The sequence below is a fragment of the Kitasatospora sp. NPDC101155 genome (genome assembly GCF_044768305.1).
Classification (GTDB): Bacteria; Actinomycetota; Actinomycetes; order Streptomycetales; family Streptomycetaceae; genus Kitasatospora.
The window spans coordinates 1-24698 of record NZ_JBIWPN010000076.1 but is presented as its reverse complement, the minus strand read 5'-3'; the positions used below and the strand labels follow the sequence as shown (position 1 = coordinate 24698).

The following is a 24698-nucleotide window of genomic DNA, read 5'->3' as shown; positions in this document are numbered from 1 at the left end:
CCGGCCAGGCCGCCCTCGACGTGCACCACAACAAGCACCAGGGCAAGGTCGGCGTGCTCTGCCTGGCCCCGGAAGAGGGCCTGGGCGTCCGCGACGAGGAGTTCCGCGCCCGGCACGTCGACGCCATCAACCGCTTCCGGAACGTGTGAGACGGATCCGATGACCGAACACGTCCAGCGCGACCGCCCCTGGCTGATGCGCACCTACGCCGGCCACTCCACCGCGAGCGACTCCAACGCGCTCTACCGGCGGAACCTGGCGAAGGGCCAGACCGGCCTGTCCGTCGCCTTCGACCTGCCGACCCAGACCGGCTACGACTCCGACCACATCCTCGCCCGCGGCGAGGTGGGCCGGGTCGGCGTCCCGGTGGGCCACGTCGGCGACATGCGCACCCTGTTCGACGGCATCCCGCTCGAACAGACCAACACCTCCATGACGATCAACGCCACCGCGATGTGGCTGCTGGCGCTCTACCAGGTGGTCGCCGAGGAGCAGGGCGCCGACATCGCCAAGCTCACCGGCACCACCCAGAACGACATCGTCAAGGAGTACCTGTCGCGCGGGACGCACGTCTTCCCGCCCGGCCCCTCGGTGCGGCTGATCACCGACATGATCGCCTACACGGTCGGCAACATCCCCAAGTGGAACCCGATCAACATCTGCAGCTACCACCTGCAGGAGGCGGGCGCCACGCCCGTCCAGGAGATCGCCTACGCGATGTGCACCGCGATCTCGGTGCTCGACGCGGTCCGCGACTCCGGCCAGGTGCCCGCCGAGCGGATGGGCGACGTGGTCGCCCGGATCTCCTTCTTCGTGAACGCCGGCGTGCGCTTCGTCGAGGAGATGTGCAAGATGCGCGCCTTCGCCCAGCTCTGGGAGAAGGTCACGCTGGAGCGCTACGGCGTCACCGACCCCAAGCAGCGCCGCTTCCGCTACGGCGTCCAGGTCAACTCACTGGGCCTGACCGAGGCGCAGCCGGAGAACAACGTCCAGCGGATCGTCCTGGAGATGCTGGCCGTCACCCTCTCCAAGGACGCCCGTGCCCGGGCCGTCCAGCTGCCCGCCTGGAACGAGGCGCTCGGCCTGCCCCGCCCGTGGGACCAGCAGTGGTCGCTGCGGATCCAGCAGGTGCTCGCCTACGAGTCGGACCTGCTGGAGTACGGCGACATCTTCAACGGCTCCGAGGTGATCGAGGCCAAGACCGCCGCGCTGCTGGCCGGTGCCGAGGCGGAGATCGCCAAGGTGCTGGAGATGGGCGGAGTGATCCCGGCCGTCGAGTCCGGCTACCTCAAGTCCAACCTGGTCGCCTCGCACGCCGCCCGCCGGGCCCGGATCGAGTCCGGCGAGGACAAGATTGTCGGGGTCAACTGCTTCGACACCACCGAGCCCAGCCCGCTCACCGCCGACCTCGACACCGCGATCATGGTGGTCGACCCGGCCTCCGAGCGCTCCGTGCTGGCCGCCCTGGAGGCCTGGCGCGGACAGCGGGACGAGGCCGCCGCCCAGGAGGCGCTGGCCGAGCTCAAGGCCGTCGCCGCCACCGAGGCTAACCTGATGCCGGCCACGCTCGCCTGCGCCCGGGCCGGGGTCACCACCGGCGAGTGGTCCTTCGCCCTGCGCGAGGTGTTCGGCGAGTACCGCGCCCCCACCGGCGTGAGCGGCGCACCCGTCGCGGTGGCCGCCGAGCCCGGCGGGGAGCTGGAGCAGGTCCGCGCCGCGGTCGCCGCCACCGCCGAGGAGCTGGGCGCCGGCAAGCTGCGCCTGCTGGTCGGCAAGCCCGGCCTGGACGGACACTCCAACGGTGCCGAGCAGATCGCCGTCCGTGCTCGCGACGCCGGGTTCGAGGTGATCTACCAGGGCATCCGGCTCACCCCGGAGCAGATCGTCTCCGCCGCCGTCGCGGAGGACGTGCACTGCGTGGGCCTGTCCATCCTCTCGGGCGCCCACGCCGAGCTGGTGCCCGACGTCCTGAAGCGGCTGCGCCGCACCGGGGTGGAGGATGTTCCGGTGATCGTGGGTGGCATCATCCCGGCAGCGGACGGCGAGGCCCTCAAGGCCGCCGGCGTCGCCGCCGTGTTCACCCCGAAGGACTTCGGCATCACGACCATCATCGGCCGGATCGTGGACGAGATCCGGCTGGCCAACAGGCTCCAGCCGTGGACGCCCGCACCGACCCCGGCCGCGAACTGACCAGCTGACCAGCTGACCACTGGGAAGGAACTGAACCACCCTCATGACTACCGCCAGCGACATTGCAAGCAGCCGTCTGCGCCCGCGCCGCTCCTGCCTCGCCGTACCGGGCAGCAACCCGCGATTCCTGGAGAAGGCCCAGGGCCTGCCGGCCGACCAGGTCTTCCTCGACCTGGAGGACGCCTGCGCCCCCCTGGTCAAGGAGAGTGCCCGCCACAACATCGTCGACGCGCTGAACAACGGCGACTGGGGCAACAAGACCAAGGTCGTCCGGGTCAACGACTGGACCACCCACTGGACCTACCGCGACGTGATCACCGTGGTCGAGGGCGCCGGCCCGAACCTGGACTGCATCATGCTCCCCAAGGTCCAGGACGCCGAACAGGTCAAGGCGCTCGACCTGCTGCTCACCCAGATCGAGAAGACCATGGGCTTCGAGGTCGGCAAGATCGGCATCGAGGCGCAGATCGAGAACGCCAAGGGCCTGATCAACGTCGACGCCATCGCCGAGGCCTCGCCCCGGCTGGAGACCATCATCTTCGGCCCCGCCGACTTCATGGCCTCGATCAACATGAAGTCCCTGGTGGTCGGCGAGCAGCCGCCCGGCTACCCGGCCGACGCCTACCACTACATCCTGATGCGCATCCTGATGGCCGCCCGCGCCAACGACCTGCAGGCGATCGACGGCCCGTACCTGCAGATCCGCAACCAGGAGGGCTACCGCGAGGTGGCCGGCCGCTCCGCCGCCCTCGGCTTCGACGGCAAGTGGGTGCTGCACCCGGACCAGGTCGCCGCTGCGAACGAGATCTACTCGCCCTCGCAGGAGGACTACGACCACGCCGAGCTGATCCTCGACGCGTACGACTACTGCACCTCCGAGGCGGGCGGCGCCAAGGGCTCCGCGATGCTCGGCGACGAGATGATCGACGAGGCCAGCCGCAAGATGGCCCTGGTCATCGCCGGCAAGGGCCGGGCCGCCGGCATGCAGCGCACCACCAAGTTCGAACTGCCCGACACTGACAAGAAGGCGGAGGCGTAAGACCATGCAGTTCGGACGCACCTACGAGGAGTTCGAGGTCGGCGCGGTCTACAAGCACTGGCCCGGGAAGACCGTCACCGAGTACGACGACCACCTCTTCTGCCTGCTCACCATGAACCACCACCCGCTCCACATGGACACCAACTATGCGGAGAAGACGACGGACTTCGGCAAGAACGTCGTGGTGGGCAACTACATCTACTCGCTGCTGCTCGGCATGTCCGTCCCGGACGTCTCCGGCAAGGCGATCGCCAACCTGGAGATCGAGTCGCTGCGCCACATCGCGCCGACCTTCCACGGCGACACCATCTACGGCGAGACCACCGTCCTCGACAAGTGGCCGTCCAAGTCCAAGGACGACCGCGGCATCGTCTACGTCGAGACCAAGGGGTACAAGCAGGACGGCACGGTCGTCTGCATCTTCCGCCGCAAGGTGATGGTGCCGACCGCGACGTACATCAAGGAGCGCGGCGGCGAGCAGCCGGGGCGCCCCGAGCCGCTTTCCTGAATCCCTCCTCTTTACAGAGACCCCGGACGGGGAGGCCGCCGTCATCGGCCGACCCCCAGCCCGGTCGGGGGCCCTGCTGCCGCAGCCACGCCGGCAGGGCCCCCGGAAATCCCCCCCCCCCCCGCCCTCTTTAGACCTTCCGGAGCCGCACGATGGGACGCCTCGCACAGACCGACGGCCTCACCGAGATCCAGCGGGACATCCTCGCCACCGTGCGGGATTTCGTCGACAAGGAGATCATTCCGGTCGCGACCGAGCTGGAGCACAAGGACGAGTACCCGACCGCCATCGTCGAGGGCATGAAGCAGCTCGGGCTCTTCGGCCTCACCATCCCCGAGGAGTACGGCGGCCTCGGCGAGTCCCTGCTCACCTACGCCCTGGTGGTCGAGGAGATCGCCCGCGGCTGGATGTCGGTCTCCGGCATCGTGAACACCCACTTCATCGTGGCGCACATGATCAACGCCCACGGCACCCAGGAGCAGAAGGACTACTTCCTGCCGAAGATGGCCGCCGGCGAAATCCGCGGCGCCTTCTCGATGTCCGAGCCCGGCCTCGGCTCCGACGTTTCGGCCATCTCCACCAAGGGCGTCAAGGACGGAGACTTCTATGTCCTCAACGGCCAGAAGATGTGGCTCACCAACGGCGGCACCTCCACCCTGGTCGCGGTCCTGTGCAAGACCGACGAGGGCGGCAACACCCCGTACAAGAACATGACCACCTTCCTGATCGAGAAGACGGCCGGTTTCGGCCCGAACCCGACCGTCCCCGGCCTGACCGTGCCCGGGAAGATCGAGAAGATGGGCTACAAGGGCGTCGACACCACCGAGCTGGTCCTGCAGGACGTCCGGATCCCGGCCGACCGCATCCTCGGCGGCGTCCCGGGCCGCGGCTTCTACCAGATGATGGACGGCGTCGAGGTCGGCCGCGTCAACGTCGCCGCCCGCGGCTGCGGCGTCGCCCGCCGCGCCTTCGAGCTGGGCATCTCCTACGCCCAGCAGCGCTCCACCTTCGGCAAGAAGATCGCCGAGCACCAGGCGATCCAGTTCAAGCTCGCCGAGATGGCCACCAAGGTCGAGGCCGCCCACCAGATGATGGTGATGGCCGCCCGCAAGAAGGACAGCGGCGAGCGCAACGACCTCGAGGCCGGCATGGCCAAGTACCTGGCCTCCGAGTACTGCAAGGAGGTCGTCGAGGACGCCTTCCGGATCCACGGCGGCTACGGCTTCTCCAAGGAGTACGAGATCGAGCGCCTCTACCGCGAGGCCCCGATGCTGCTCATCGGTGAAGGAACTGCGGAGATCCAGAAGATGATCGTCGGCCGCCGGCTCCTGGAGGAGTACCGGATCGCCGAGTGATCGCGGGGCCGTCCGGGTTGCCCGACGCCGTGAACCGGCGTCACGGACGGACGGCCCCCTCTCGAACCGCCGGTCGACGGGCGTGCGGGCCCGTCCCGGCAGAGCGCCGTGCACCGTCACGGGCCCGGCCTGGTCCGCCAGGGCCCGGCACGGCCCTCCGGAAAGCGGCCGCAGGGCGTACAGCTGCAGCGACGCGCCCTGCGGCCGCTTCCGTACACCTTCTTCCGGCCGCTACGGACCGTGTCCCCTCCGGGTTCCGAGCGCGCCCCCTGTTGAGACAAGTGTCACCAGCCTCGCCGGGTCCCTTGGGAACCGGACCGGGGCGAGCTACGGTCGTACAGGTGGGACGCGCGTACGCGCTCCCACCGGACACATGAACGAGCAGGCGGGTTGCCCACCCACCGTGTGCTCCCGATAGCATCCACCGGGACAGCAAGCCGTCCCTCTATTACCGATTCCGCGGTGGCCCCCGTCCAGCGGCCATGATCCCCCGCGACAAAGGTCTTCGATGCCCATCAGCCCGTCCCCTCACACCTCCGTCACGGACCGCGATGCCCTCGCAGGCCCGACGGCCGGTCGGCGACCCCGCGTGACCATCGCGCGCGGAGCCACCCCCTGGTTCGTCCCCACCCTCGCCACCGCAGCCGTGACCAGCGCCCTCACCCGGCGCAACGGCAAGTGGGCCCTGGCGGCGGTTCCGGCCTGCGCACTGAGCGCGGGCATGCTGTGGTTCTTCCGCGACCCCGAGCGTGAGATCGGCACGGGCAGAGTGATCTCCCCCGCCGACGGCGTGGTGCAGAGCATCGACGCCTGGCCGGACGGCCGCACCCGGGTCGCGATCTTCATGAGCCCGCTCAACGTCCACGTCAACCGCGCGCCCCTGCCGGGCACGGTGACGTCGGTGGAGCACGTGGCGGGCGGTTTCGTGCCGGCGTTCAACAAGGACAGCGACCAGAACGAGCGGGTCGTCTGGCACTTCGACACCGAGCTCGGCGACATCGAGATGGTGCAGATCGCGGGGGCCGTGGCCCGCCGCATCGTGCCGTACGTGGCCGCCGGAACCAAGGTCGAGCAGGGTGACCGGATCGGTCTGATCCGGTTCGGGTCCCGGGTCGACACCTACCTGCCGGCCGGCGTCGAGGTCGGCGTCGAGGTCGGCCAGAAGACCACAGCCGGGGTGACGCGCCTTGACCGTGACTGATCCTGAGACAATCGTCGGCCTGGACGACGAGGAGACGGCCCTGCGCCGTCGCCGCTGGGCGCGCGACCGCGAGCTGCGCGCCCCGCGCTCCCCGCAGCACCTGTCCACCGCCGACTTCCTGACCCTGGGGAACGCCGTCTGCGGCTTCCTGGCGATCTACTCGATCACCACCGGGGTCCTGATCCCGCACATCACCAACCCGGACGCCGCTCCGGACCGGCACAGCGCGGCCACGGCCGTCACGCTGCTGCTGATCGGCTCGATGTGCGACCTCTTCGACGGCCTGGTGGCGCGGAAGCTCCGCTCCTCCGCCCTCGGAGCGGAACTCGACAACCTGGCCGACCTGATCAGCTTCGGCATCGCGCCGGCCTACTTCGTCGCGGTCTGGGGCATGGTCTCGCAGGGGTCCAACCGGACGCTCTCGGCGCTGATCGCACTGACCGTGCTGCTCGCGGTGGTCCTGCGGCTGGCCCGCTTCTCGGCCGTCAAGATGCGGCCCGGGGTGTTCCAGGGCATGCCCTGCCCGATGGGCGCGATGACGGTCATCGCCATCGTGCTGCTCGACCCGCCGTTCCTGCCCGGTCTGCTCGCGATCTTCGGCGCCGCGTACCTCATGGTCAGCCGGATCGAGTACCCGAAGCCGCAGGGGCTGCTGGCCACCGCCACGCTGTGCTGGGTGGTCGTCGCCATCGGCTGCCTGGCGGCCTGGGCCACCGGCCTGCCCGGCGGCGACACCCTGATGCACGTCGGTGCCTTCGCCCAGATCACGCTCGCGGCGATGGCGCCGCTGCTGGTCATCCGGCGCAAGGTCGGACAGAAGGTCGGCGACGTCCGTGCCCGACGGGCGGAGTCGCGGCTCGGCTGAGCCGCTTGGTGACGTACGGGAAGGGCCCGGAACCTGATGGTTCCGGGCCCTTCCTCGTTTCCGGGTTCGCTACGCACCGCCGGTGTGGACGCTGAAGGCGGAGCGGCGGGCCGCCCGGGCCACGCCCGGGTCCGGGTGCACGCCCGAGACCGCGGTCAGCACCGAGGCCGCCCGCGGGTGGCCCGACTGCCGGGCCCGGGCGAACAGCCGCACCGGGTCGCCCGCCGAGGCGCCCTCGACGTGGCCCACCAGCAGCTCCGTCTCGCCGTGGTCGAGCACCGCGGCCGCGGTGTCCACCCACAGCCAGGCGGCGTCCTCGGCACCCAGCACGTCCGCCGGGGAGACGCCCTCGTCCGAGCGCTCCGCCAGCCACAGCAGCGCGTACGGGCGCAGCACCGGCTCGTCCACCGAGGCCCGCACCGCCTGCTCGGCCGGTCCCCCGGCCACCCGCAGCGCCTCGAAGGCGAGGCCGCGCACCAGCGCGTCGTCGCCCTGGGCCGCCTCCAGGAGTTCGGCCACCGCGCGGTCCGCCGGACGGGCCGCCACCCAGGCGCGGAACTCGGCCCGGGCCGGGCCCGGCGAGTAGTCCGCGCAGGCGTTCAGCAGCTCGAAGGCGCTCTGCTCGATGTGCCCGGCCGCGGTCTGGGCGACCGTGCAGATCTCCTCCAGCTTCGCCCGCACCGCCCAGTGGCCCAGCGGGGACAGCTCAGCGGCATCGTTCCTGCGCACCACGGCGCCGACCGCCGCCAGGCCGTCCAGCATCCAGTCCAGGACGGCGGCCACGTCGGAGGGCGAGGCCGGGGTGTCGATCTGCGGCTCGCGGCAGGTGCCGCGGACGGCGGAGACGGCCGAGGCGGCGTGCGGGACGGGCGACAGGCCGGGGCCGCCGAGGCCGGTACCGACCCTGCGCTCGTCCAGGCCGCGGCGCAGCAGCTCCAGCAGCTCGCTCTCGGCCACCGGGCCGTCCACCAGGTGCAGGAAGGACAGCAGCTGCGGGGCCTGGTCCACGGCCTGGCCGGCCAGGACGGCGAACACCCCGCGCAGCGCGGCGGGCGGCACCGGGGCGAGCAGCGTCCAGGCGTCGAACAGCCCGGACCAGCCGCGCACCACGGCCTCGTCGTCGTGCTCCCAGGCGTGCAGGCGCCAGCCGGGGCCGGCGCCGCCGTCCCGGGCCTCCACCAGGCCGACCAGCAGCGCCTGTCCCCAGGCCTTGGCGGCGGCGCCGACCGTCATGGCCAGTGCCCGGCCCGCCGCGCGGGCGTCCTCCGGGAGCAGCTCGCCGCGCTTGTCGACCTCGTCCAGCTCCCCGGCCCAGCGGGCGATCCGGACGGCGTCCACCAGCATCCGGCGGGCCAGCGGTGCGAGCTCGGCCGGCGCGGGGAAGCCGTCCGGCACGGGAACCCGGCCCCGCCCTGGCGCCGGCGCGGGCCCTCGTCGCCGGGGTACACCGGCCCCGCCCGGCCTGCCACCGGAGGGCCGGTGGGGTGTACCCGGGAGACGGGTCACCGTCGCACCGGTACCGATCGTCGGCGGGAGCGGGGCATCACGGTCGCGCGGGTTCCGAGACGTCACGTCGAGCAGTCTTCCCCTTGTACCGGCCTTCTGTCACATCCGGTTGTCCGTACGACCGGGAGACCGTGGACGGCACCTCCGCAAGATCGGGCAACAGTGGCAAACCGCCTGGCTGGAAACGTGTGGCGGGACCATGCCAGGGTTGCGGCCGGGCGTCGCGGTACTCGTTCGGCCTGTCACGCTGCGTGTCGGACGGGGGCGTACGGAGGCGCGGTGGGCGGGGATCCGGCCAGGCGGCGTCCGCCGGGGGACGGAGGTTTCGGCACGGGAAGTCCGCCGGGCCGACTTCTGGTACGCGAGCGGGAGCCGCGCCGGGGGCGCGATCCGGACAGCGAATCGAACGGGGGTCGCGTGGACGGCAGGGCGGAGCCGCGGGCGCCCCGGGCCGGTGGTGCTTCCCGGGGCGGCAACGGGCGGTCGGGTGGGCTGTCGCGGGGAAGTCGGATGGGCCGACCCTCACCCACAGGGCCAAATTTGGCCCCCGAAGCCGGGGCCGGCGCGGTCAGAGCAGGGGGGTGAGCCAGCGACGGAGGAGTTCGGTGTAGTGGTCGGGGGCGGAGTTCCACAGGGCGGCGTGGTCGGCGCCCGGGAAGGCCTGCAGGTTGACCACGTCCGGGCGGGCGGCCGCGAGGCGCTGGGCGGCGCCGAAGGGGGCTATCCGGTCGCTGGGGCTGTGCAGCACCAGGGTGGGGGCGTGCAGGTCCGCTCCCTCGGCGAGCCGGGCGAAGTCGGCGAGGTCGACGCCGGTGCGCCCCTCGGCGGCCAGGGCGCCCAGCTCGGCGGCGACGCCCGTGAAGCCGGCCCGGGCGGCGTCGCGGCGGGCGGAGGCGGGCAGGTCGAGGACGGGCGAGTCGAGGATCAGCCCGCTGATGGTGTGCGCCCACGCGGAGCGGGCCGCCGCGTGCAGGACCATGGTGGCGCCCAACGACCAGCCGTACAGGATCACCCGGCCCGCACCGTGGTCGAGCGCCAGCCGTATCGCCGACTCGACGTCGCGCCACTCGGTCGCGCCGAAGTGGCTCAACCCGTCCGGGGAGGCGGGGGCGCCCGCGTCGCCGCGGTAGGTGACGGCGAGGACGGGCAGGCCGAGGCGGTCGAGGACGGGCAGGACCGGGAGGGTCTGCTGGCGGTCGGCCTCGGTGCCGTGGACGAGGATCACCCAGGTACCGCGCTTGCCGTCGAGGTGCCAGGCCGGGAGGGCGCCCAGCTCGCCGTCGGCGCTGGTGTCACTGAAGGCCAGGCCGAGCGCCTCGGTGGGGTCGCCGAGCAGCACGCGGGGGGTGAAGTGCACCTCGGTGCCGGGCGTGAGGGTGCCCCGGTCCGCGCGGACGAGCCGCCGGGTGACGCCCTGCTCGTCGCTGTGCAGGATCTCCTCGACCACCGCGTGCCCGCCGCCCTCCCACTCGACGGCCCAGCGGCCGCGCCGCAGGCTCTCGGGGCGGCGGGTGAAGGTGACCCGGCCGGCGGCGAGGCTCTGCACCAGGATGGGCCCGGACTCCTGCACGGCCGCCCCTGGCCCCGCACCCGGCCCCGCGCCCGGATGGACCATCCGCTCGGAGGCCCGGCGGCCGATCACCAGGACGACGGCCCCGGCCCCGACGGCAGCGGCGGCCACGACCGCTGCGGTTCGCCAACGCATATCGTTCCCCGCTCTGCTTCACGGACCCGGACGGTGTTCGTACACCAGTTCACCAGGGTCGTGCTCCCCAGGCCACCGGAATGGGCCATCCGGGGAATGGGAAGGGAACCGGGGCACGGGGGAGGAAGAGGAGCCTCAGACCGGAACGGCCGTCGGCTGGGCCGCGAGCAGCTGCCAGAACCGGGGGGTGAGCGGCGGGGCGGGGATGCGGGGCACGCTGGGGGTGCCCCAGTGGGTGGGGACGTGGTGTTCCTGGTGGAGGACGGGGAGGACGGCTGCGAGGTCCGGCTCGGGGACGGGGACGAGACGGGCGAGGGCGCGCAGATGGGGCTGCCAGCGGCCGGCGACGCACTGGCGCAGCAGCCGGTCCAGGGCCTCGGCGCGGCCGGTGGCCTCGACCAGCTCGGTCAGCCGCAGGCCGAGGACCTGGGCGAGGGCGTGGGTCTGGTCCGGGTCGCCGTCCCAGTAGCCGGTCAGTTCGGCCTGCTGGTAGGCGGGCAGGGACATGCCGACGCGTTCGGCCACGGCCTCCTGGCCGAGTTCGCGGGCGATGCGGTGGTCCCGCAGGCGCGTCGGGCGCGCCCCCATCAGGTCGGCGGCGGGGCACCAGAGGGCGCGGGCGAGGGCGATGAGCTCGGCCTCGCCGGGCCTCAGGTCGCCGTTCTCCCAGGCGAGGACGTGGCCGAACAGCAGCCGTACGCCGTGGGCGGCCATACCCTCGGCGACCTGTTCGGGGGTCAGGCCGAGGCCGACCCGGTGGGCGCGTGCGGCCTCGGGCGAGAACGGCACCGGGGGCGGGGCGGCGGCGGGGGTCTTTCTGCGGCGCATGGCACCGAACGGTAGGCGCGGCCCTCGGCGCGCCCCCAGCCCCGGAACGCACGAAGCGGGACTGACGGGCCCTCCGCCGCGCTGGGCGATCGCACAGTGACGGCACCCGGCCGCCGTGCGGCCGCCGTGTGACCAACCCCTCCGTGACCTCGGTTGACGCGTGGATCGGCCGCGTGATGGGATCCTTGCGCCAAACGGAGGCATGGAGAGGAAGCCGGTGCGAATCCGGCGCGGTCCCGCCACTGTCACCGGGGAGCACGCTCGGAAGGTGTCACGGCGGGCCGTCAGAAGCCGCTGGAAGGCCCGGGGGTGCGTCCGACCCGGAAGCCAGGAGACTCTCGCCCCCGGTACGTCGATCCAGGGCGCGGACCCTGAGTGAGGACACGCACGCGATGCAGCCTGCCCCGCCCCATCGGACCCCGAGCTGCCCACCGCAGTGCGCCCGCTGACCCGCGCCGCCGCCTTCGCGCTGGGCGCCGTCGCGGGCTACGCCGTCGACGCCCGCTTCGCCGACCCCCGCCGCGGCCACCCCGTCGCGCTCTTCGGCAGCGCCGCGACCCGCCTCGAACGGCGCCTGTGGCGCGACGGCCGCACGGCCGGGACGGCGTACACGGCGCTGTGCGTGGGCGCGGTCACGGCCGGCACGCTGGCCCTGGACCGTACGGTGGGACGCCGTCCGCTGGGGCGGGCGGCACTGGCCGCGGCGGCGACCTGGACGGTGCTCGGCGGCACCTCGCTGACCCGGGAGGCGCGCACCATCGGCCGCTCCCTCGCCGCGGGCGATCTGACGGCCGCCCGGGAACGGCTGCCGCACCTGTGCGGGCGGGACCCGAGCGCGCTGGACGAACAGCAGATCGCCCGGGCCGTGGTCGAGTCGGTGGCCGAGAACACCGCCGACGCCGTGGTGAACGCCCTGACCTGGGGCGCCCTGGCGGGCTCGCCGGGCCTGCTGGCCTTCCGCGCGGTAAACACCCTGGACGCGATGGTGGGCCACCGCTCGCCCCGCTACGCCCGCTTCGGCTGGGCCTCGGCCCGGCTGGACGACGTGGCCGGCTGGCCGGGCGCCCGGCTCACCGCGTTGCTGACGGTGGCCGCCGCACCCGAGCCCCGGACCGCCTGGCGGGTCTGGCGGCGGGACGGCTCCGCGCACCCGAGCCCGAACGCGGGCCAGGCCGAGTCGGCCTTCGCCGGCGCGGTGGGCGTGCGGCTGGGCGGGACCTTGCAGTACGGGGAGCGCGTGGAGCACCGGCCGGTGCTGGGCGCAGAGTTGCGGCCGGTGACGGTGGACGACATCGAGCGGGCCTGCACGCTGTCCCGGCGGGTGGGCGCGCTGGCGCTGGGTACGACGGTCGCGGGGCACGTCCTGCTGCGGCTCCTGATGAAGAGGGGTGGGGCATGACGAACGCGCTGCTGGTCGCCGGGACGACCTCGGACGCGGGCAAGAGCGTGGTGACGGCCGGGATCTGCCGCTGGCTGGCCCGCCAGGGCGTGCGGGTCGCGCCGTTCAAGGCACAGAACATGTCGCTGAACTCCTTCGTCACCGCCGACGGTGCCGAGATCGGCCGCGCCCAGGCGATGCAGGCCCAGGCCGCCCGGGTGGAGCCGGAGGCGGCGATGAACCCGGTGCTGCTCAAGCCCGGCGCGGACGGCCGCAGCCAGGTGGTGCTGCTCGGCCGGCCGGTGGCCGAGGTGGGCGCGCTGGACTACCGGGAGCGCAAGCCCGTCCTGCTCGAACGCTCCCTGGAGTGCCTGGCGGACCTGCGCCGCCGCTTCGACGTGGTGGTCTGCGAGGGCGCCGGCTCGCCCGCCGAGATCAACCTGCGCGACCGGGACATCGCCAACATGGGCCTGGCCACGGCCGCCGGACTGCCCGTCGTGGTGGTCGGCGACATCGACCGCGGCGGGGTCTTCGCCGCGATGTACGGGACGCTGGCGCTGCTGTCGGCCGAGGACCAGCGGCACGTGGCGGGCTGGTTCGTCAACAAGTTCCGCGGCGACGCGCGGCTGCTGGCGCCCGGGCTGGAGATGCTGCACGAGCTGACCGGCCGTCCGGTGCTGGGCACGCTGCCGATGCTGCCGGGCCTGTGGCTGGACGCCGAGGACTCGCTCGACCTGTCGACGGTGGTGGACCGGGTCGACGGCCGCGGGCCGCTCGGGGCGGACGTGCTGCGGGTGGCCGTGGTGCGCTTCCCCCGGCTGTCCAACTTCACCGACGTGGACGCGCTGGCGCAGGAGCCGGGCGTGCTGGTGCGCTGGGCGACCCGGCCGGAGGAGCTGGCCGACGCCGACCTGGTGGTGCTGCCCGGCACCCGGGCCACCGTGGCGGACCTCGCCTGGCTGCGCGAACGCGGCCTGGAGCCGGCGCTGAAGGCGCGGGCGGCGGCCGGGCTGCCGATCCTCGGGGTCTGCGGCGGGTACCAGATGCTGGCGCGCTCGATCGACGACGAGGTGGAGTCCAAGGCGGGCGTCGTCGACGCGCTCGGGCTGCTGCCGACGCGGGTGCGCTTCGGCGCCGAGAAGGTGCTGGCGCGGCCGGTCGGCGAGGCGTACGGACAGCGGGTCGAGGGCTACGAGATCCACCACGGAGTGGTGGCCGTCGACGGGGGCACCCCCTTCCTGGACGGCTGCCGGGTCGGCTCGGTCTGGGGCACCACCTGGCACGGCGCGCTGGAGAACGACGGCTTCCGCCGCGAACTCCTGCGCGAGGTCGCCGAGTCGGCGGGCCGGGCGTTCGTCCCGGCGCCGGACACCTGCTTCGCCGAGGCACGCGAGGCCCGGCTGGACCGGCTGGGCGACCTGATCGAGGAACACGCGGACACCGACGCGCTGTGGAAGCTGATCGAGGGCGGGGTGCCGGCAGCCGGGTCGCTGCCGTTCCTGGCGCCCGGGGCACCTGGGAGTGACGCATGACTGACGTCCGCTATCCGTTCACCGCGATCGTCGGCATGTCCGACCTGCGGCTCGGGCTGCTGCTGAACGCGGTGTCCCCGGCCGTGGGCGGCGTGCTGGTGCGCGGCGAGAAGGGCACCGCGAAGTCCACCATGGTGCGCGCGCTGGCCGGGCTGCTGCCCTCCATCGCCGCCGTGGACGGCTGCCGCTTCGCCTGTGACCCGACCGCGCCGGACCCGCAGTGCCCGGACGGGCCGCACACCTCCCTTGAGAGTCACGAACGCCCGTCCCAGCTGGTCGAGTTGCCGGTCGGCGTGGCCGAGGACCGGATCGTCGGCTCGCTCGACCTGGAGCGCGCGCTCGCCGAGGGCGTCAAGGCGTACGAGCCCGGGCTGCTCGCCAAGGCGCACCGCGGCGTGCTCTACATCGACGAGGTGAACCTGCTCCAGGACCACGTGGTGGACCTGCTGCTCGACGCCGCCGCGATGGGCCGCTCGTACGTGGAGCGCGAGGGCGTGTCGGTACGGCACGCGGCGCGCTTCCTGCTGGTCGGCACGATGAACCCGGAGGAGGGCGAGCTGCGACCGCAGCTGCTCGACCGCTTCGGCCTGACCGTCGAGATCGCCGCCACCCGGGACCCGGCCGAGCGCGCCGAGGTGGTCCGGCGCCGGCTCGCGTACGACGCTGACCCGGCCGGCTTCGCGGCCCGGTTCGCGGCCGAGGAGCGGGAGCTCGCCGAACACATCACCGCCGCCCGGGAGTTGCTGCCCAAGGTCGAGCTGCCGGATGTGGCACTGCGTCAGATCACCGCCGTGTGTGCGGCGTTCGAGGTGGACGGGCTGCGCGCGGACATCGTGATGGCCCGCACTGCGGTCGCGCTGGCCGCCTGGGCGGGGCGCACCGAGGTGCTGGAGGAGGACGTCCGCAAGGCCGCCCAGCTGGCCCTGCCGCACCGGCGCCGCCGCAACCCGTTCGACGCTCCGGGGCTGGACGAGGAGCAGTTGGACCGGACGCTGGAGGAGCACGCCCAGCCGGAGGACCCGGAGCCGGAGCCCGAGGGTGACGGCCCGGGTCCGGACGGGGAGGGCCCGGACGGCGGCCCCGACGGTGGCGGCCCCGACGGTGGCGGCCCCGACGACGGTGGGCCCGACGGCGGCGGCGCGCCCGAGCCGTCCGACGGCGGCACCCCGGAGGCGTCCGCCCCCGAGGACGCCGAGGCGCCCGCGCAGCCGCCCGTCCCGGCCCAGCACCCCGCCCCCGCACGGGAGTCGGCGCCGGTCGCGGCCGGCGATCCGTACCGGACCCGGCTGTTCACCGTGCGGGGCACCGGCCATGGCGCGCAGGGCCGCCGCTCCCCCGCCGAGACCTCCGGCGGGCACACCATCCGCGCCCGGCGGCCGCAGGGCCCGCTGAGCCGGCTGCACCTGACCGCGACCCTGCAGGCCGCCGCGCCGCACCAGGTGGCGCGCGGGCGGGACGGCCGGGCGCTGGTGCTGCACAAGGACGACTTCCGCGAACAGGTGCGCCAGGGACGGGAGTCCAACCTGGTGCTGTTCGTGGTGGACGCCTCCGGCTCGATGGCCGCCCGGCAGCGGATGACCGCCGTCAAGGGCGCGGTGCTGTCGCTGCTGACGGACGCCTACCAGCGCCGCGACAAGATCGGCATGATCACCTTCCGGGGCGCGGGCGCCGAGCTGGCGCTGCCGCCCACCTCCTCGGTCGAGGTCGGCGCGGCCCGGCTGGAGTCGCTGCCCACGGGCGGGCGGACCCCGCTGGCCGCGGGCCTGCTGCGCGCGCACGAGGTGCTGCGGGTGGAGCGGCTGCGCGACCCGAACCGGCGCCCGCTGCTGGTCGTGGTGACCGACGGCCGGGCCACCGGCGGGCGGGACGCGCTCGCGCAGTCGCAGCGCGCGGCCGCGCTGTTCGCGGCGCAGGGCACCGCGAACGTCGTGCTGGACTGCGAGTCCGGGCCGGTCCGCCTGGGCCTGGCCCGTACCCTGGCCGGGCTGCTCGGCGGCAGCGCCGTCAGTCTGGACGAGCTGCGCGCCGAGGGTGTGGCCTCGCTGGTCCGCGAGAACCGCTCGGTGAGCCGTCCCGTGAGCCGCTCCGTGAACCGATCCACCACCGCGATGCGAAAGGCGGCCTGAGCCGACATGCCCAAGGGTGTCCCCGAGAGCGTTCCCGACGACGGCCTGACGACCCGCCAGCGCCGTACGCAGCCGATCACCGCCGTGCACACCGGCCCCGGCAAGGGCAAGTCCACGGCCGCGTTCGGCATGGCGCTGCGGGCCTGGAACCAGGGCTGGTCGGTCGGGGTGTTCCAGTTCGTGAAGTCCGCCAAGTGGAAGGTCGGCGAGGAGAACGCGCTGCGCGTCCTCGGCGCCTCCGGCGAGGGCGGCACCGTCGACTGGCACAAGATGGGCTCCGGCTGGTCGTGGATCCAGCGCTCCGCCGAGCAGGAGATGTCCAGCGAGGAGGCGGCGAAGGAGGGCTGGGAGCAGGTCAAGCGCGACCTCGCCGCCGAGACCTACCGCTTCTACGTGCTGGACGAGTTCACCTACCCGATGCACTGGGGGTGGATCGACCCGGACGAGGTGGTGTCGGTGCTCAAGGACCGCCCGGGCAGTCAGCACGTCGTCATCACCGGCCGGTACGCGCCCGAGGCGCTGACCGACTTCGCCGACCTGGTCACCGAGATGACCAAGGTCAAGCACCCCATGGACGCCGGCCGCAAGGGCCAGCGCGGTATCGAGTGGTGAGCCTGCCCACGTGAACATCCCCCGCCTCGTCATCGCCGCGCCCTCCTCGGGCGCCGGCAAGACCACCGTCGCCACCGGCCTGATCGCGGCACTCGCCGCGCGCGGGCTGGCGGTCTCCCCGCACAAGGTCGGCCCCGACTACATCGACCCGGGCTACCACGCGCTCGCCGCCGGGCGCCCGGGCCGCAACCTGGACGCCTTCATGTGCGGGCCGGAGCGGATCGCGCCGCTGTTCCTGCACGGCGCGGCCGGGGCGGACGTCGCGGTGGTCGAGGGGGTCATGGGCCTGTTCGACGGGGCCTCCGGGCGCGGGGAGCTGGCGTCCACGGCGCACGTCGCCAAGCTGCTGCGGGCACCCGTGGTGCTGGTGGTGGACGGCTCCTCGCAGTCCCGGTCGGTGGCCGCGCTGGTGCACGGCTTCGCCTCGTGGGACCCGCAGGTGCGCCTCGCCGGGGTGATCCTCAACCGGGTCGCCTCCGACCGGCACGAGCAGCTCCTGCGCGAGGCCCTGGAGGAGGGCTCCGGCGTGCCGGTGCTGGGCGCGCTGCGCCGCTCGGCGGCGGTCGCCACGCCGTCCCGGCACCTGGGGCTGATCCCGGCGGTGGAGCGCTCGGCGGAGGCGCTGAAGGCCGTCGCGGACATGGGCGAGCTGGTCGCCTCCTCGGTCGACCTGGACGCCCTGCTGGAACTCGCCCGGACGGCACCGGAGTTGGATGCCGAGCCGTGGGACCCGTCGACCGAGGTCGCGCCGGCGGCCGGGCGGCCGCGGATCGCGGTGGCGGGCGGCGCCGCGTTCTCCTTCTCGTACGCCGAGAACGCCGAACTGCTCGGCGCGGCGGGCGCGGAGGTCGTCCCGTTCGACCCGCTGCACGCCTCGGCGCTGCCGGAGGGGACAGCCGGGCTGGTCATCGGCGGCGGCTTCCCCGAGCTGTACGTAAGGGAGTTGAGCGGAAATGCCGAACTGCGGCAGGCCATAGCGGAGTTCGCCGCCTCGGGTGGGCCGGTCGCCGCCGAGTGCGCCGGACTGCTCTACCTGGGAAGGGAGTTGGACGGACTGCCGATGTGCGGGGTGCTGGACACCACCGCCCGGATGACCGAACGCCTCACCCTCGGCTACCGCGAGGCCGTCGCCCTGCACGACTCCCCGCTCGCCCCGGCCGGCACCCGGGTGCGCGGGCACGAGTTCCACCGGACGGTCTGCGAGCCGGGCGCGGGCGAACTCCCCGCCTGGGGTTGGCGGCTGCCGACCGGGCCGCGCACCGAGGGCTTCACGGGCGGCCGGGTGCACGCCTCGTACCTCCACCTGCACTGGGCCGGATCGCCCGGATTGGCCGCCTCGTTCGCGGCGGCCGCGGCGGCGTTTAATGCGGCGAGCGCCTGAGGGGTCCGCCCCTAGGATGCGCGCATGCATGTGATCGTCCTCAACGGCGGCTCCAGCTCCGGCAAGTCGAGCCTGGCCCGCGCCCTGCAGGAACTGCTGCCGGAGCCCTGGCTGCACCTGGGCGCGGACACCATGGTGGCCGCGCTGCCGCCGTGGCTGCTGGCCGGCGGCGAAGGCATCGGCGGGCTCGACGACGGGGACGGCACGGTCGAGGTCGGGCCGGTCTTCGCCGCGCTGGACGCCGCCTGGACGGTCGGGGTGGCGGCGATGGCCCGGGCCGGGGCGCGGATCGTGGTGGACGAGGTGTTCCTCGGCGGGGCCGCCTCGCAGCAGCGCTGGCGGAGCGCGCTGGAGGGCCTGGACGTGCTCTGGGTCGGCGTGCGCTGCGCCCCCGAGGTGGCCGCCGCCCGGGAGGCCGCACGCGGCGACCGGGTCGCCGGGATGGCCGCCGCGCAGGCCTCGGCGGTGCACGAGGGCGTCGCGTACGACCTGGTCGTGGACACCTCGCAGGCCTCGGTGGACGACTGCGCCGAAGCGATCCTCGCGCGGGCGACCGCGCCGCGATGAGCCCGCGCGGCAGCCTCCTGCGGTTGACTGTCCGGCAGCAACCCGCTTCCCACGGAGGTACGCCCATGGCCAGGCAGCACACGTACACCGCCGAGATCAGCTGGACCGGCAACCGGGGCACCGGCACCAGCGACTACCGCTCCTACTCCCGCGACGCCGAGGTGTCCGCCGAGGGCCTGCCGACCATCCCCGGCTCCGCCGACCCCGTCTTCCGCGGCGACCCGGCCCGCTGGAACCCGGAGCAGCTGCTGCTCGCCTCGCTCTCCCAGTGCCATCTGCTCTCGTACCTGCACCTGTGCGCGGTGAACGGGGTCGTGGTGACCTCGTACGTCGACCGGCCGGTGGGCACCATGGCCGTGACGCCGGAGGGCGGACACTTCACCTCGGTGGTGCTGCACCCGCGGCTGGAGGTCGCCGAGGCGGGGATGGCGGAGAAGGCGCTCGCCCTGCACGCGGAGGCGCACCGGGCCTGCTTCATCGCCAACTCGGTCAACTTCCCGGTGCGGAACGAGCCCGAGGTGACGGTCGAGGGTCAGGCGTAGGGAGCCGGCGGGCCGGGGCTACAGTGCGAGCGTCTGCCAGCCCCGGGTGATCTGGTCGTGGACGCCCGCCGGGTCCGGCGCCGTCTGCTGGGCCGCCGCGAGCGCCGCCAGCAGGGCCGTACCGTCCGCCGGGCGCTGCGCCGGGTCGATGGCCAGCGCGCGGGTGACGACGGCGGCGAGGCCCGGGTCGAGGGCCTGGACCGCCGCCAGCGCGGCCGGTTCGGGCCCGGTGTCCACGATCCGCCGGATCACCGCGCCGGTACTGGTCGCCGCGAACGGGCTGGCGCCGTGCGCCGCGCACACCACGCAGCACGCCCAGGCCCACACGTCGGCGGGCGTGCCGACCCGCTCCTCGCCGAACTGCTCGGGCGCCATGTACGTCAGGGTGCCCGGCCCGCCGCCGGTGGCGGTGAGCCGGGTGCCGTCCACGATCGCCGCGATGCCGAAGTCCAGCAGGCGCGGGCCGGCCGTGGTCAGCATGATGTTGGCGGGCTTGAGGTCCCGGTGGACCAGCCCGAGCCGGTGCACCCCGGACAGCGCCACGGCCAGCGCCAGCGCGAGGGCGCGCAGTGCCTCGGCGGAGCGGATCGGGCCCTGCTCGCGCAGGTGGACGTCCAGCGGACGGCCGTCCAGCAGCTCCATGGCCAGGTAAGGGCGTCCGGCGTCCACGCCCGCGTCGAGCACCCGGGCGGTGTAGGCGCCGGGGACCATGGCCAGCACCTCGGACTCGCGCTGGAAGCGGCGCAACAGCTCGGCGTCGTTGAGGAGTTCGAGGTTGATGGTCTTCAGGGCGACCTGGGTCGCGGAGCCCTGGCGCTGGGCGAGGTAGACCGTGCCCATGCCGCCGGAGCCGATCCGGCCGAGGAGCTGGTAGCCGCCGATGTTGCGGGGCTCGTGGGCGCTGAGCGGGCTGCCCAGGGGCGGGCTCGACAGCACGGGCGGGGCGGTCGGGGGCGGCGGCGGGGCGGGCTGGGCGAACTGCGTGGGGACGTACGGCGCCTGCGGCGGGACGGTGGGTGCGTACGGGTTCGGCGATGCCGGGGTTGCCTGGAACGCCTGGGCCGCCTGAGCGCTCACCGCCTCCGCGCCGACCGGCTTGGGCCTGCGGCTCACGAGTACGGCGACGATCTGGAACACCACGGCGGCGAGGAGCAGTCCGACCGGCAGGACGAACACGCCGATCACCGCGCGGAGCACGAGCAGGCCGATGGCCTGGGCCCGGGTCCGGCCGGCCGACCACGCCTGCGGGGGCAGGCCGTTGGTCAGCAGCTTGCGTTGGGTCAGGTAGCAGAGCAGCAGCCAGAGCGGCAGGCACGTGACGAAGCCGGCGATGTACCAGGTCCGCACCAGGACGAGGGACATGTGCGTCTGGAAGGCGAGGTATCTCACGTTGTCGAGGTCGAACGGCTGCCCCAGTCCCTCGTAGAGGACGCTGCTCCAGACTCGCAGGAGAGCCAGCAGTCCCACGACGGCCAGCAGGCCCACCGCGAGCTCGCCGACGGTCGCGCCGACGCCGCCCGGCGCACCCGCGGTCGCGTCCGCGCCGGTGGCCGCCAACGCCCGTCGGCGGGTCGCCGTTTGGGCGCGCACCAGCACCGGCAGTGTCGCCAACCGCAGCAGCAGCGCCGCACCGATCGTGGTCAGTACGGCGATCTCCAACGTGTTCAGCATGCTTCCCCCTGGCTGATCGAGCACACGGAGTATAGGGGGGCGCCTCCGGCTCCTAACCCTCCCGGTCCAGCAGCGCGGCGAGGTAGCGGGCGACCTCCTCGCGCAGCTCCTCCGGCATCGGCACGTACCAATGGCCGCTGCCGGCCGTCGAGTTGAACAGCACGCCCTCGCACCAGCGGATCAGCCGGCGGGCGTCGGCCGTCGGGTCGGCGGAGCCGGAGCGGGCGAGCAGGGCGGCGGCAAGGTCGGCGAAGCCCGCGCCCAGACGGTCGTAGACGGCGCGCAGTTCGGGCCTGCGGGTGGCCTCCAGGGCGAGTTCCAGGCGGGCCAGGGTGAGCCTGCGCCCGGTGGTGAGCGCCTGGTACAGCACGTCGGCGCCGACCTCGACCAGCAGCTCGCGCGCCGTCACGGAGGACGCGGTCCCCTCTCCCTCGGTGAAGACCGGGTAGCCGGCGGTCTCCCGCTCGACGATCCGGGTGAGCACGAGTTCGAGCAGGGCGGCCCTGGTCCGGGCGAGGTTGGAGGTCGAGCCGGCGGGCAGGCCGGACGCGTCGTCCACGGCGCGGTGGGTGAGCCCGCGCAGGCCGGCGTCGGCGATCAGGTCGATGGCGGCGTCGGCGATCAGGGTCGGGCGCGGGGGTGTCATGGATCCGATCATGGCCTTTCCGTTCCGGCTCCCCAACTCACTACAGCCGTAGTTTACGCCTCACTACACATGTAGTACGATGCTGAGCATCGGGCACTACACCTGTAGTGCGAGGAGAGGAGCCCACCATGGGCATGCACCAGGCGATCGTCATCGGCGGCGGCATCGGAGGCCTCGCCGCCGCCCTCGCCCTCCACCGGCAGGGCGTCCCCGTCACCGTCCACGAACGCGCCGCCTCCCTGGAGCCCGTCGGCGCCGGCCTCGCCCTCGCCCCCAACGCCCTGCGCGCCCTCGACCGGCTCGGCGTCGGCCCCCGACTGCGCGCCCTCGCCACCCCGCACCCCGCCATCGGCGTACGCCACCCCTCCGGCCGCTGGCTCGCTCGCACCAGCACCGCCGCCGTCGAGGCCCAGTTCGGCGACCCGATCGCCGCCGTCGCGCGCGCCGACGTCATCGCCGCCCTGGTCGACGCCCTGCCGAAGGGCACCGTCCGCACCGACTCCCCCGCCACCCTGGTCACCCCCGGCAACACCGACGAGCCCGCCGTCGTCCGCACCACCGACGGGGAGCAGCCCGCCGGCCTGGTCGTCGCCGCCGACGGCATCCGCTCCGCCACCCGCTCCCAGCTCTTCCCCCAGCACCCCGGCCCGCGCTACAGCGGGTTCACCACCTGGCGCACCATCGTCTCCCCGGGCCGCCGGCCGGCCGCCGCCGGTGAGATCTGGGGCCGCGGCCGCCTCGCCGGCATCGTCCCGCTCGCCGACGGCCGGGTCTACCTCTACGGAGCGGCCCTCGCCCCGGCCGGCACCCGTGCCACCAGCGAACACGCCGAACTCCAAAGGCTGTTCGGCGACTGGTGCGCGCCCATCCCCCAACTGCTCGCCCTCGCCGAGCCCGACCGGGTGCTCCGCCACGACGTCCGGGAACTCGCCGACCCCCTGCCCGCCTACCACCACGGCCGGGTCGCCCTCCTCGGCGACGCCGCCCACGCCATGTGCCCCTTCCTGGGCCAGGGCGCCTGCCAGGCCATCGAGGACGCCGTCGTCCTCGCCTCGCTCCTCACCCCCTCCGGCGACCTCGCCTCCCCGCTGCCCGTCTACACCGCGACCCGCCTCCCCCGCACCACCGCCGTCGTGACCGCCTCCCGCCGCATCGGCACCCTCGTCGCCCTCCGTACCCCCACCACCACCCTGCTCCGCGACACCGCCCTCACCCTCGCCGGCCTCCTCCCCACCCGGGCCCTGCTGAGCCGCACCAGCGCCACGTACGGCTGGCAGCCGCCGGTGCTGGCAGGAGAGGCGTGAAAGGGAAGGGCCGGGCGCGCCACCGGAGCGAAGCTCCAGACCTACGCGTCAGTGTCCTTCGGGTGCCGGGGCGAGGCATAGACGACGTACACAGTGCGAGTCGCCTCCTCCACCACGTATCGCACCCGCCCGCCAGCAGTCACTTCGTATTCCCACTGCGACAGCTCGGCACCCCCGAGAATCCGGGTCGCCAAGCGACCCCGGAGCCGATGCTGACGGTCGGGATCCGTCCTGGCGAGCGGGTTCGCCCGCAACGCCTCGAAGCAGCGGCGGGCGTTGCCCGGCGCCTCGGCGCACAGCTCGCCCCACCCCTTCGCCGCCTCGGTCGTGCCGAAGCGCACCCGCCACTCGTCACCGACCGGTGGCGGCGCGACATCATCACCACGCTTGGGGTTCACGGCGCGACCACCTCGCCGTGATCGTCACCGGGAAGGTGCCTGGTGAGCTCCGCGGTCAGCTCCGGGTCCGCGAGGATTCTGGCGGTGGCGCGCCATCCCACTATCACGCGGTGCAGATTGGCGTGTACGTCGAGCTCCACGACGTCGCGCGTCGCATCCACAAGGTCGACGACGAACTCGCGCACCTCCTCGGCCGACAGGTGCCTGACCCAGGGGAAGACGGCGGGAAGGGCCAGCAGGACAGCCCGCGCACCCTCGTCGCTGCCGATCAGCGCGGTGAACAGGCGCGCGGTGACGTCCGCGGTCTCCTCGCGCTGGCGGTCGTGGCGCTCGGTGGTGAGGTACAGGTCCTCACCGTCCCGCCGCGTGACGTGCACGCGCTGGGCGCGCTCCACGGTGTCCGCGACGCGCTTGGAGTTCTTCGACAGGTCGGAGAAGGACACGGTGAGAGTCGACATGACTCGACGCTAATTCGGAATACGTTCCGAAGTCAATCGCGATTGGTGCGCACGCGTGAATGGCCGGTCCGGCCCGGCCGGGCCGGATGTCAGTGCCGGGCGCGATGATGGCCGGCATGACTGACTCCAGCCGGGCCATCGCCGACTACTGGGACGCGGCTTCGTCGGGTTTCGACGACGAGCCGGATCACGGGCTGCGGGCGGCGCCGACGCGGGAGGCGTGGGCGCGGCGGGTCCGGGGGTGGCTGCCGGCGGGGCCTGCGGATGTGCTCGATGCCGGGTGCGGGACGGGGTCGTTGGCGGAGCTGGTCGCAGCGGGTGGGCATCGGGTGACCGGGGTGGATCTGGCGCCACGGATGGTGGCGCGGGCGCGCGCGAAGCTCGCGGCGGCCGGGTTGCCAGGGCAGTTCCTGGTGGGCGATGCGGGCGCACCTCCGATTCAGGAGGGCAGCTTCGACGTACTGCTCTGCCGCCACCTGATCTGGACGCTTCCGGAGCCGGAGCGGGCACTGCGCGCCTGGGTGCGGCTGCTCCGGCCCGGCGGGCGGCTGGTGCTGGTCGAGGGACGGTGGCGCGAGGCTGGCGAGCAGACGGCGCCGTACGTCGTCGGCGCGGAGCGCCTGCCGTGGGGCGGGGGCGTCGGGGCGGATGAACTCGCGGCGGCGGTACGACCGTTGGTGGCCGAGCTGCGCATCGACCCGCTCAGTGGGGATGCCGCCCTGTGGGGCGGCCCCGTGAATGACGAACGCTACGCGTTGGTCGCGCACCTTTGACTTCCGCTCCCCCGGCTAAAGGACTCCGTTGGGAAATTCGCAAACCGCTGATGAACAGTTGTCCGGGCTGCCATGATCGGCCTGTTCGTCGATCGAGGGTGGGACTGGGTGTC

22 protein-coding genes, 1 pseudogene and 1 riboswitch are annotated in these 24698 nt (G+C 73.6%); of the genes and pseudogenes, 16 read left to right on the top strand and 7 right to left on the bottom strand.

The window, feature by feature from the left end; genetic code table 11:
* The 7 genes and pseudogenes from ACIRYZ_RS43420 to ACIRYZ_RS43390 form a co-directional block, all read left to right on the top strand.
* A pseudogene (locus ACIRYZ_RS43420) lies at nt 1–149 on the top strand (crotonyl-CoA carboxylase/reductase); the annotation flags it as partial.
* A 10-nt stretch (nt 150–159) separates the two neighbouring features.
* The gene (locus tag ACIRYZ_RS43415; RefSeq protein WP_402954212.1) at nt 160–2190 is read left to right on the top strand and encodes a protein meaA; all 2031 of its coding nucleotides are present in this window, start codon (nt 160–162) and stop codon (nt 2188–2190) included.
* A gap of 43 nt (nt 2191–2233) precedes the next feature.
* Nucleotides 2234–3229 (top strand): HpcH/HpaI aldolase/citrate lyase family protein, encoded by a 996-nt coding sequence (locus ACIRYZ_RS43410; RefSeq protein WP_402954209.1) that lies wholly within the window; start codon nt 2234–2236, stop codon nt 3227–3229.
* A 4-nt stretch (nt 3230–3233) separates the two neighbouring features.
* Nucleotides 3234–3737: a MaoC family dehydratase gene (locus ACIRYZ_RS43405; protein ID WP_355674794.1), complete on the top strand. Its 504-nt coding sequence runs from the start codon at nt 3234–3236 to the stop codon at nt 3735–3737.
* A 152-nt stretch (nt 3738–3889) separates the two neighbouring features.
* Nucleotides 3890–5092 carry an acyl-CoA dehydrogenase family protein gene (locus ACIRYZ_RS43400; protein ID WP_380612269.1) on the top strand — a complete coding sequence of 401 codons (1203 nt, stop codon included), beginning with the start codon at nt 3890–3892 and terminating at the stop codon, nt 5090–5092.
* Nucleotides 5093–5600: 508 nt separating this feature from the next.
* Nucleotides 5601–6293, top strand: a complete 693-nt coding sequence (locus tag ACIRYZ_RS43395; RefSeq protein ID WP_387618195.1) for a phosphatidylserine decarboxylase — start codon at nt 5601–5603, stop codon at nt 6291–6293.
* Entirely contained in the window at nt 6280–7158 is an 879-nt protein-coding gene (locus tag ACIRYZ_RS43390) for a phosphatidylcholine/phosphatidylserine synthase (RefSeq protein ID WP_030285592.1), read from the top strand. The genes ACIRYZ_RS43395 and ACIRYZ_RS43390 overlap by 14 nt, the downstream gene beginning before the upstream one ends.
* A gap of 69 nt (nt 7159–7227) precedes the next feature.
* On the opposite strand, the gene ACIRYZ_RS43385 is transcribed toward ACIRYZ_RS43390, so the two are convergent.
* The 3 genes from ACIRYZ_RS43385 to ACIRYZ_RS43375 all read right to left on the bottom strand — a co-directional run bounded on the left by ACIRYZ_RS43385 (nt 7228) and on the right by ACIRYZ_RS43375 (nt 11197).
* Nucleotides 7228–8553: a hypothetical protein gene (locus tag ACIRYZ_RS43385; protein ID WP_387618198.1), complete on the bottom strand. Its 1326-nt coding sequence runs from the start codon at nt 8551–8553 to the stop codon at nt 7228–7230.
* Between the two features lie 679 nt (nt 8554–9232).
* On the bottom strand, nt 9233–10369 hold the full coding sequence (locus tag ACIRYZ_RS43380) for an alpha/beta hydrolase family protein (protein WP_402954205.1): 1137 nt from the start codon (nt 10367–10369) through the stop codon (nt 9233–9235).
* A 135-nt stretch (nt 10370–10504) separates the two neighbouring features.
* Nucleotides 10505–11197, bottom strand: a complete 693-nt coding sequence (locus ACIRYZ_RS43375) for a helix-turn-helix domain-containing protein (RefSeq protein ID WP_402954203.1) — start codon at nt 11195–11197, stop codon at nt 10505–10507.
* Nucleotides 11198–11403: 206 nt separating this feature from the next.
* Nucleotides 11404–11535: riboswitch (cobalamin riboswitch) on the top strand.
* A gap of 98 nt (nt 11536–11633) precedes the next feature.
* Here ACIRYZ_RS43375 and ACIRYZ_RS43370 point away from each other — a divergent pair.
* The 7 genes from ACIRYZ_RS43370 to ACIRYZ_RS43340 all read left to right on the top strand — a co-directional run bounded on the left by ACIRYZ_RS43370 (nt 11634) and on the right by ACIRYZ_RS43340 (nt 19335).
* Nucleotides 11634–12596 (top strand): cobalamin biosynthesis protein, encoded by a 963-nt coding sequence (locus ACIRYZ_RS43370; RefSeq protein WP_402954201.1) that lies wholly within the window; start codon nt 11634–11636, stop codon nt 12594–12596.
* On the top strand, nt 12593–14107 hold the full coding sequence (locus tag ACIRYZ_RS43365) for a cobyric acid synthase (protein WP_402954199.1): 1515 nt from the start codon (nt 12593–12595) through the stop codon (nt 14105–14107). Before ACIRYZ_RS43370 ends, ACIRYZ_RS43365 begins: the two co-directional genes overlap by 4 nt.
* Nucleotides 14104–16233 carry a putative cobaltochelatase gene (locus ACIRYZ_RS43360; protein ID WP_402954197.1) on the top strand — a complete coding sequence of 710 codons (2130 nt, stop codon included), beginning with the start codon at nt 14104–14106 and terminating at the stop codon, nt 16231–16233. The genes ACIRYZ_RS43365 and ACIRYZ_RS43360 overlap by 4 nt, the downstream gene beginning before the upstream one ends.
* Before the next feature lie 6 nt (nt 16234–16239).
* Nucleotides 16240–16845, top strand: coding sequence for a cob(I)yrinic acid a,c-diamide adenosyltransferase (gene cobO, locus ACIRYZ_RS43355; protein WP_402954195.1), 606 nt, complete (start codon nt 16240–16242; stop codon nt 16843–16845).
* Nucleotides 16846–16855: 10 nt separating this feature from the next.
* Nucleotides 16856–18226, top strand: coding sequence for a cobyrinate a,c-diamide synthase (locus tag ACIRYZ_RS43350; RefSeq protein ID WP_402954193.1), 1371 nt, complete (start codon nt 16856–16858; stop codon nt 18224–18226).
* 24 nt (nt 18227–18250) lie between these two features.
* Nucleotides 18251–18793: an AAA family ATPase gene (locus ACIRYZ_RS43345; protein WP_402954191.1), complete on the top strand. Its 543-nt coding sequence runs from the start codon at nt 18251–18253 to the stop codon at nt 18791–18793.
* 65 nt (nt 18794–18858) lie between these two features.
* The gene (locus tag ACIRYZ_RS43340) at nt 18859–19335 is read left to right on the top strand and encodes an OsmC family protein (RefSeq protein WP_402954189.1); all 477 of its coding nucleotides are present in this window, start codon (nt 18859–18861) and stop codon (nt 19333–19335) included.
* 18 nt (nt 19336–19353) lie between these two features.
* Here ACIRYZ_RS43340 and ACIRYZ_RS43335 read toward each other — a convergent pair whose 3' ends face one another.
* Nucleotides 19354–21006, bottom strand: coding sequence for a serine/threonine-protein kinase (locus tag ACIRYZ_RS43335; protein ID WP_402954187.1), 1653 nt, complete (start codon nt 21004–21006; stop codon nt 19354–19356).
* Nucleotides 21007–21058: 52 nt separating this feature from the next.
* Nucleotides 21059–21652, bottom strand: a complete 594-nt coding sequence (locus ACIRYZ_RS43330; protein ID WP_402954185.1) for a TetR/AcrR family transcriptional regulator — start codon at nt 21650–21652, stop codon at nt 21059–21061.
* A 128-nt stretch (nt 21653–21780) separates the two neighbouring features.
* On the opposite strand from ACIRYZ_RS43330, the gene ACIRYZ_RS43325 reads away from it, so the two are divergent.
* Nucleotides 21781–22956 carry an FAD-dependent monooxygenase gene (locus ACIRYZ_RS43325; protein ID WP_402954183.1) on the top strand — a complete coding sequence of 392 codons (1176 nt, stop codon included), beginning with the start codon at nt 21781–21783 and terminating at the stop codon, nt 22954–22956.
* A 41-nt stretch (nt 22957–22997) separates the two neighbouring features.
* Here the strand turns inward: ACIRYZ_RS43325 and ACIRYZ_RS43320 are convergent, their stop codons facing one another.
* Entirely contained in the window at nt 22998–23354 is a 357-nt protein-coding gene (locus tag ACIRYZ_RS43320) for a hypothetical protein (RefSeq protein WP_402954181.1), read from the bottom strand.
* Nucleotides 23351–23812, bottom strand: coding sequence for a prevent-host-death family protein (locus ACIRYZ_RS43315; RefSeq protein WP_402954179.1), 462 nt, complete (start codon nt 23810–23812; stop codon nt 23351–23353). Before ACIRYZ_RS43315 ends, ACIRYZ_RS43320 begins: the two co-directional genes overlap by 4 nt.
* Before the next feature lie 116 nt (nt 23813–23928).
* Here ACIRYZ_RS43315 and ACIRYZ_RS43310 point away from each other — a divergent pair, with 116 nt between their 5' ends.
* A complete protein-coding gene (locus ACIRYZ_RS43310; protein ID WP_402954177.1) occupies nt 23929–24585 on the top strand; it encodes a class I SAM-dependent methyltransferase in 657 nt (218 codons plus the stop codon).
* The last annotated feature ends 113 nt before the right edge of the window (nt 24586–24698 follow it).

Excerpts from the sequence above, each read along its gene's own strand:
- ACIRYZ_RS43415 (WP_402954212.1), top strand. The coding sequence starts at position 160 with ATGACCGAACACGTCCAGCGCGACCGCCCCTGGCTGATGCGCACCTAC.
- ACIRYZ_RS43410 (WP_402954209.1), top strand. The coding sequence starts at position 2,234 with ATGACTACCGCCAGCGACATTGCAAGCAGCCGTCTGCGCCCGCGCCGC.
- ACIRYZ_RS43405 (WP_355674794.1), top strand. The coding sequence starts at position 3,234 with ATGCAGTTCGGACGCACCTACGAGGAGTTCGAGGTCGGCGCGGTCTAC.
- ACIRYZ_RS43400 (WP_380612269.1), top strand. The coding sequence starts at position 3,890 with ATGGGACGCCTCGCACAGACCGACGGCCTCACCGAGATCCAGCGGGAC.
- ACIRYZ_RS43395 (WP_387618195.1), top strand. The coding sequence starts at position 5,601 with ATGCCCATCAGCCCGTCCCCTCACACCTCCGTCACGGACCGCGATGCC.
- ACIRYZ_RS43380 (WP_402954205.1), bottom strand. The coding sequence starts at position 10,369 with ATGCGTTGGCGAACCGCAGCGGTCGTGGCCGCCGCTGCCGTCGGGGCC.
- ACIRYZ_RS43375 (WP_402954203.1), bottom strand. The coding sequence starts at position 11,197 with ATGCGCCGCAGAAAGACCCCCGCCGCCGCCCCGCCCCCGGTGCCGTTC.
- ACIRYZ_RS43365 (WP_402954199.1), top strand. The coding sequence starts at position 12,593 with ATGACGAACGCGCTGCTGGTCGCCGGGACGACCTCGGACGCGGGCAAG.
- ACIRYZ_RS43360 (WP_402954197.1), top strand. The coding sequence starts at position 14,104 with ATGACTGACGTCCGCTATCCGTTCACCGCGATCGTCGGCATGTCCGAC.
- cobO (WP_402954195.1), top strand. The coding sequence starts at position 16,240 with ATGCCCAAGGGTGTCCCCGAGAGCGTTCCCGACGACGGCCTGACGACC.
- ACIRYZ_RS43345 (WP_402954191.1), top strand. The coding sequence starts at position 18,251 with ATGCATGTGATCGTCCTCAACGGCGGCTCCAGCTCCGGCAAGTCGAGC.
- ACIRYZ_RS43340 (WP_402954189.1), top strand. The coding sequence starts at position 18,859 with ATGGCCAGGCAGCACACGTACACCGCCGAGATCAGCTGGACCGGCAAC.
- ACIRYZ_RS43335 (WP_402954187.1), bottom strand. The coding sequence starts at position 21,006 with ATGCTGAACACGTTGGAGATCGCCGTACTGACCACGATCGGTGCGGCG.
- ACIRYZ_RS43330 (WP_402954185.1), bottom strand. The coding sequence starts at position 21,652 with ATGACACCCCCGCGCCCGACCCTGATCGCCGACGCCGCCATCGACCTG.
- ACIRYZ_RS43325 (WP_402954183.1), top strand. The coding sequence starts at position 21,781 with ATGGGCATGCACCAGGCGATCGTCATCGGCGGCGGCATCGGAGGCCTC.
- ACIRYZ_RS43315 (WP_402954179.1), bottom strand. The coding sequence starts at position 23,812 with ATGTCGACTCTCACCGTGTCCTTCTCCGACCTGTCGAAGAACTCCAAG.
- ACIRYZ_RS43310 (WP_402954177.1), top strand. The coding sequence starts at position 23,929 with ATGACTGACTCCAGCCGGGCCATCGCCGACTACTGGGACGCGGCTTCG.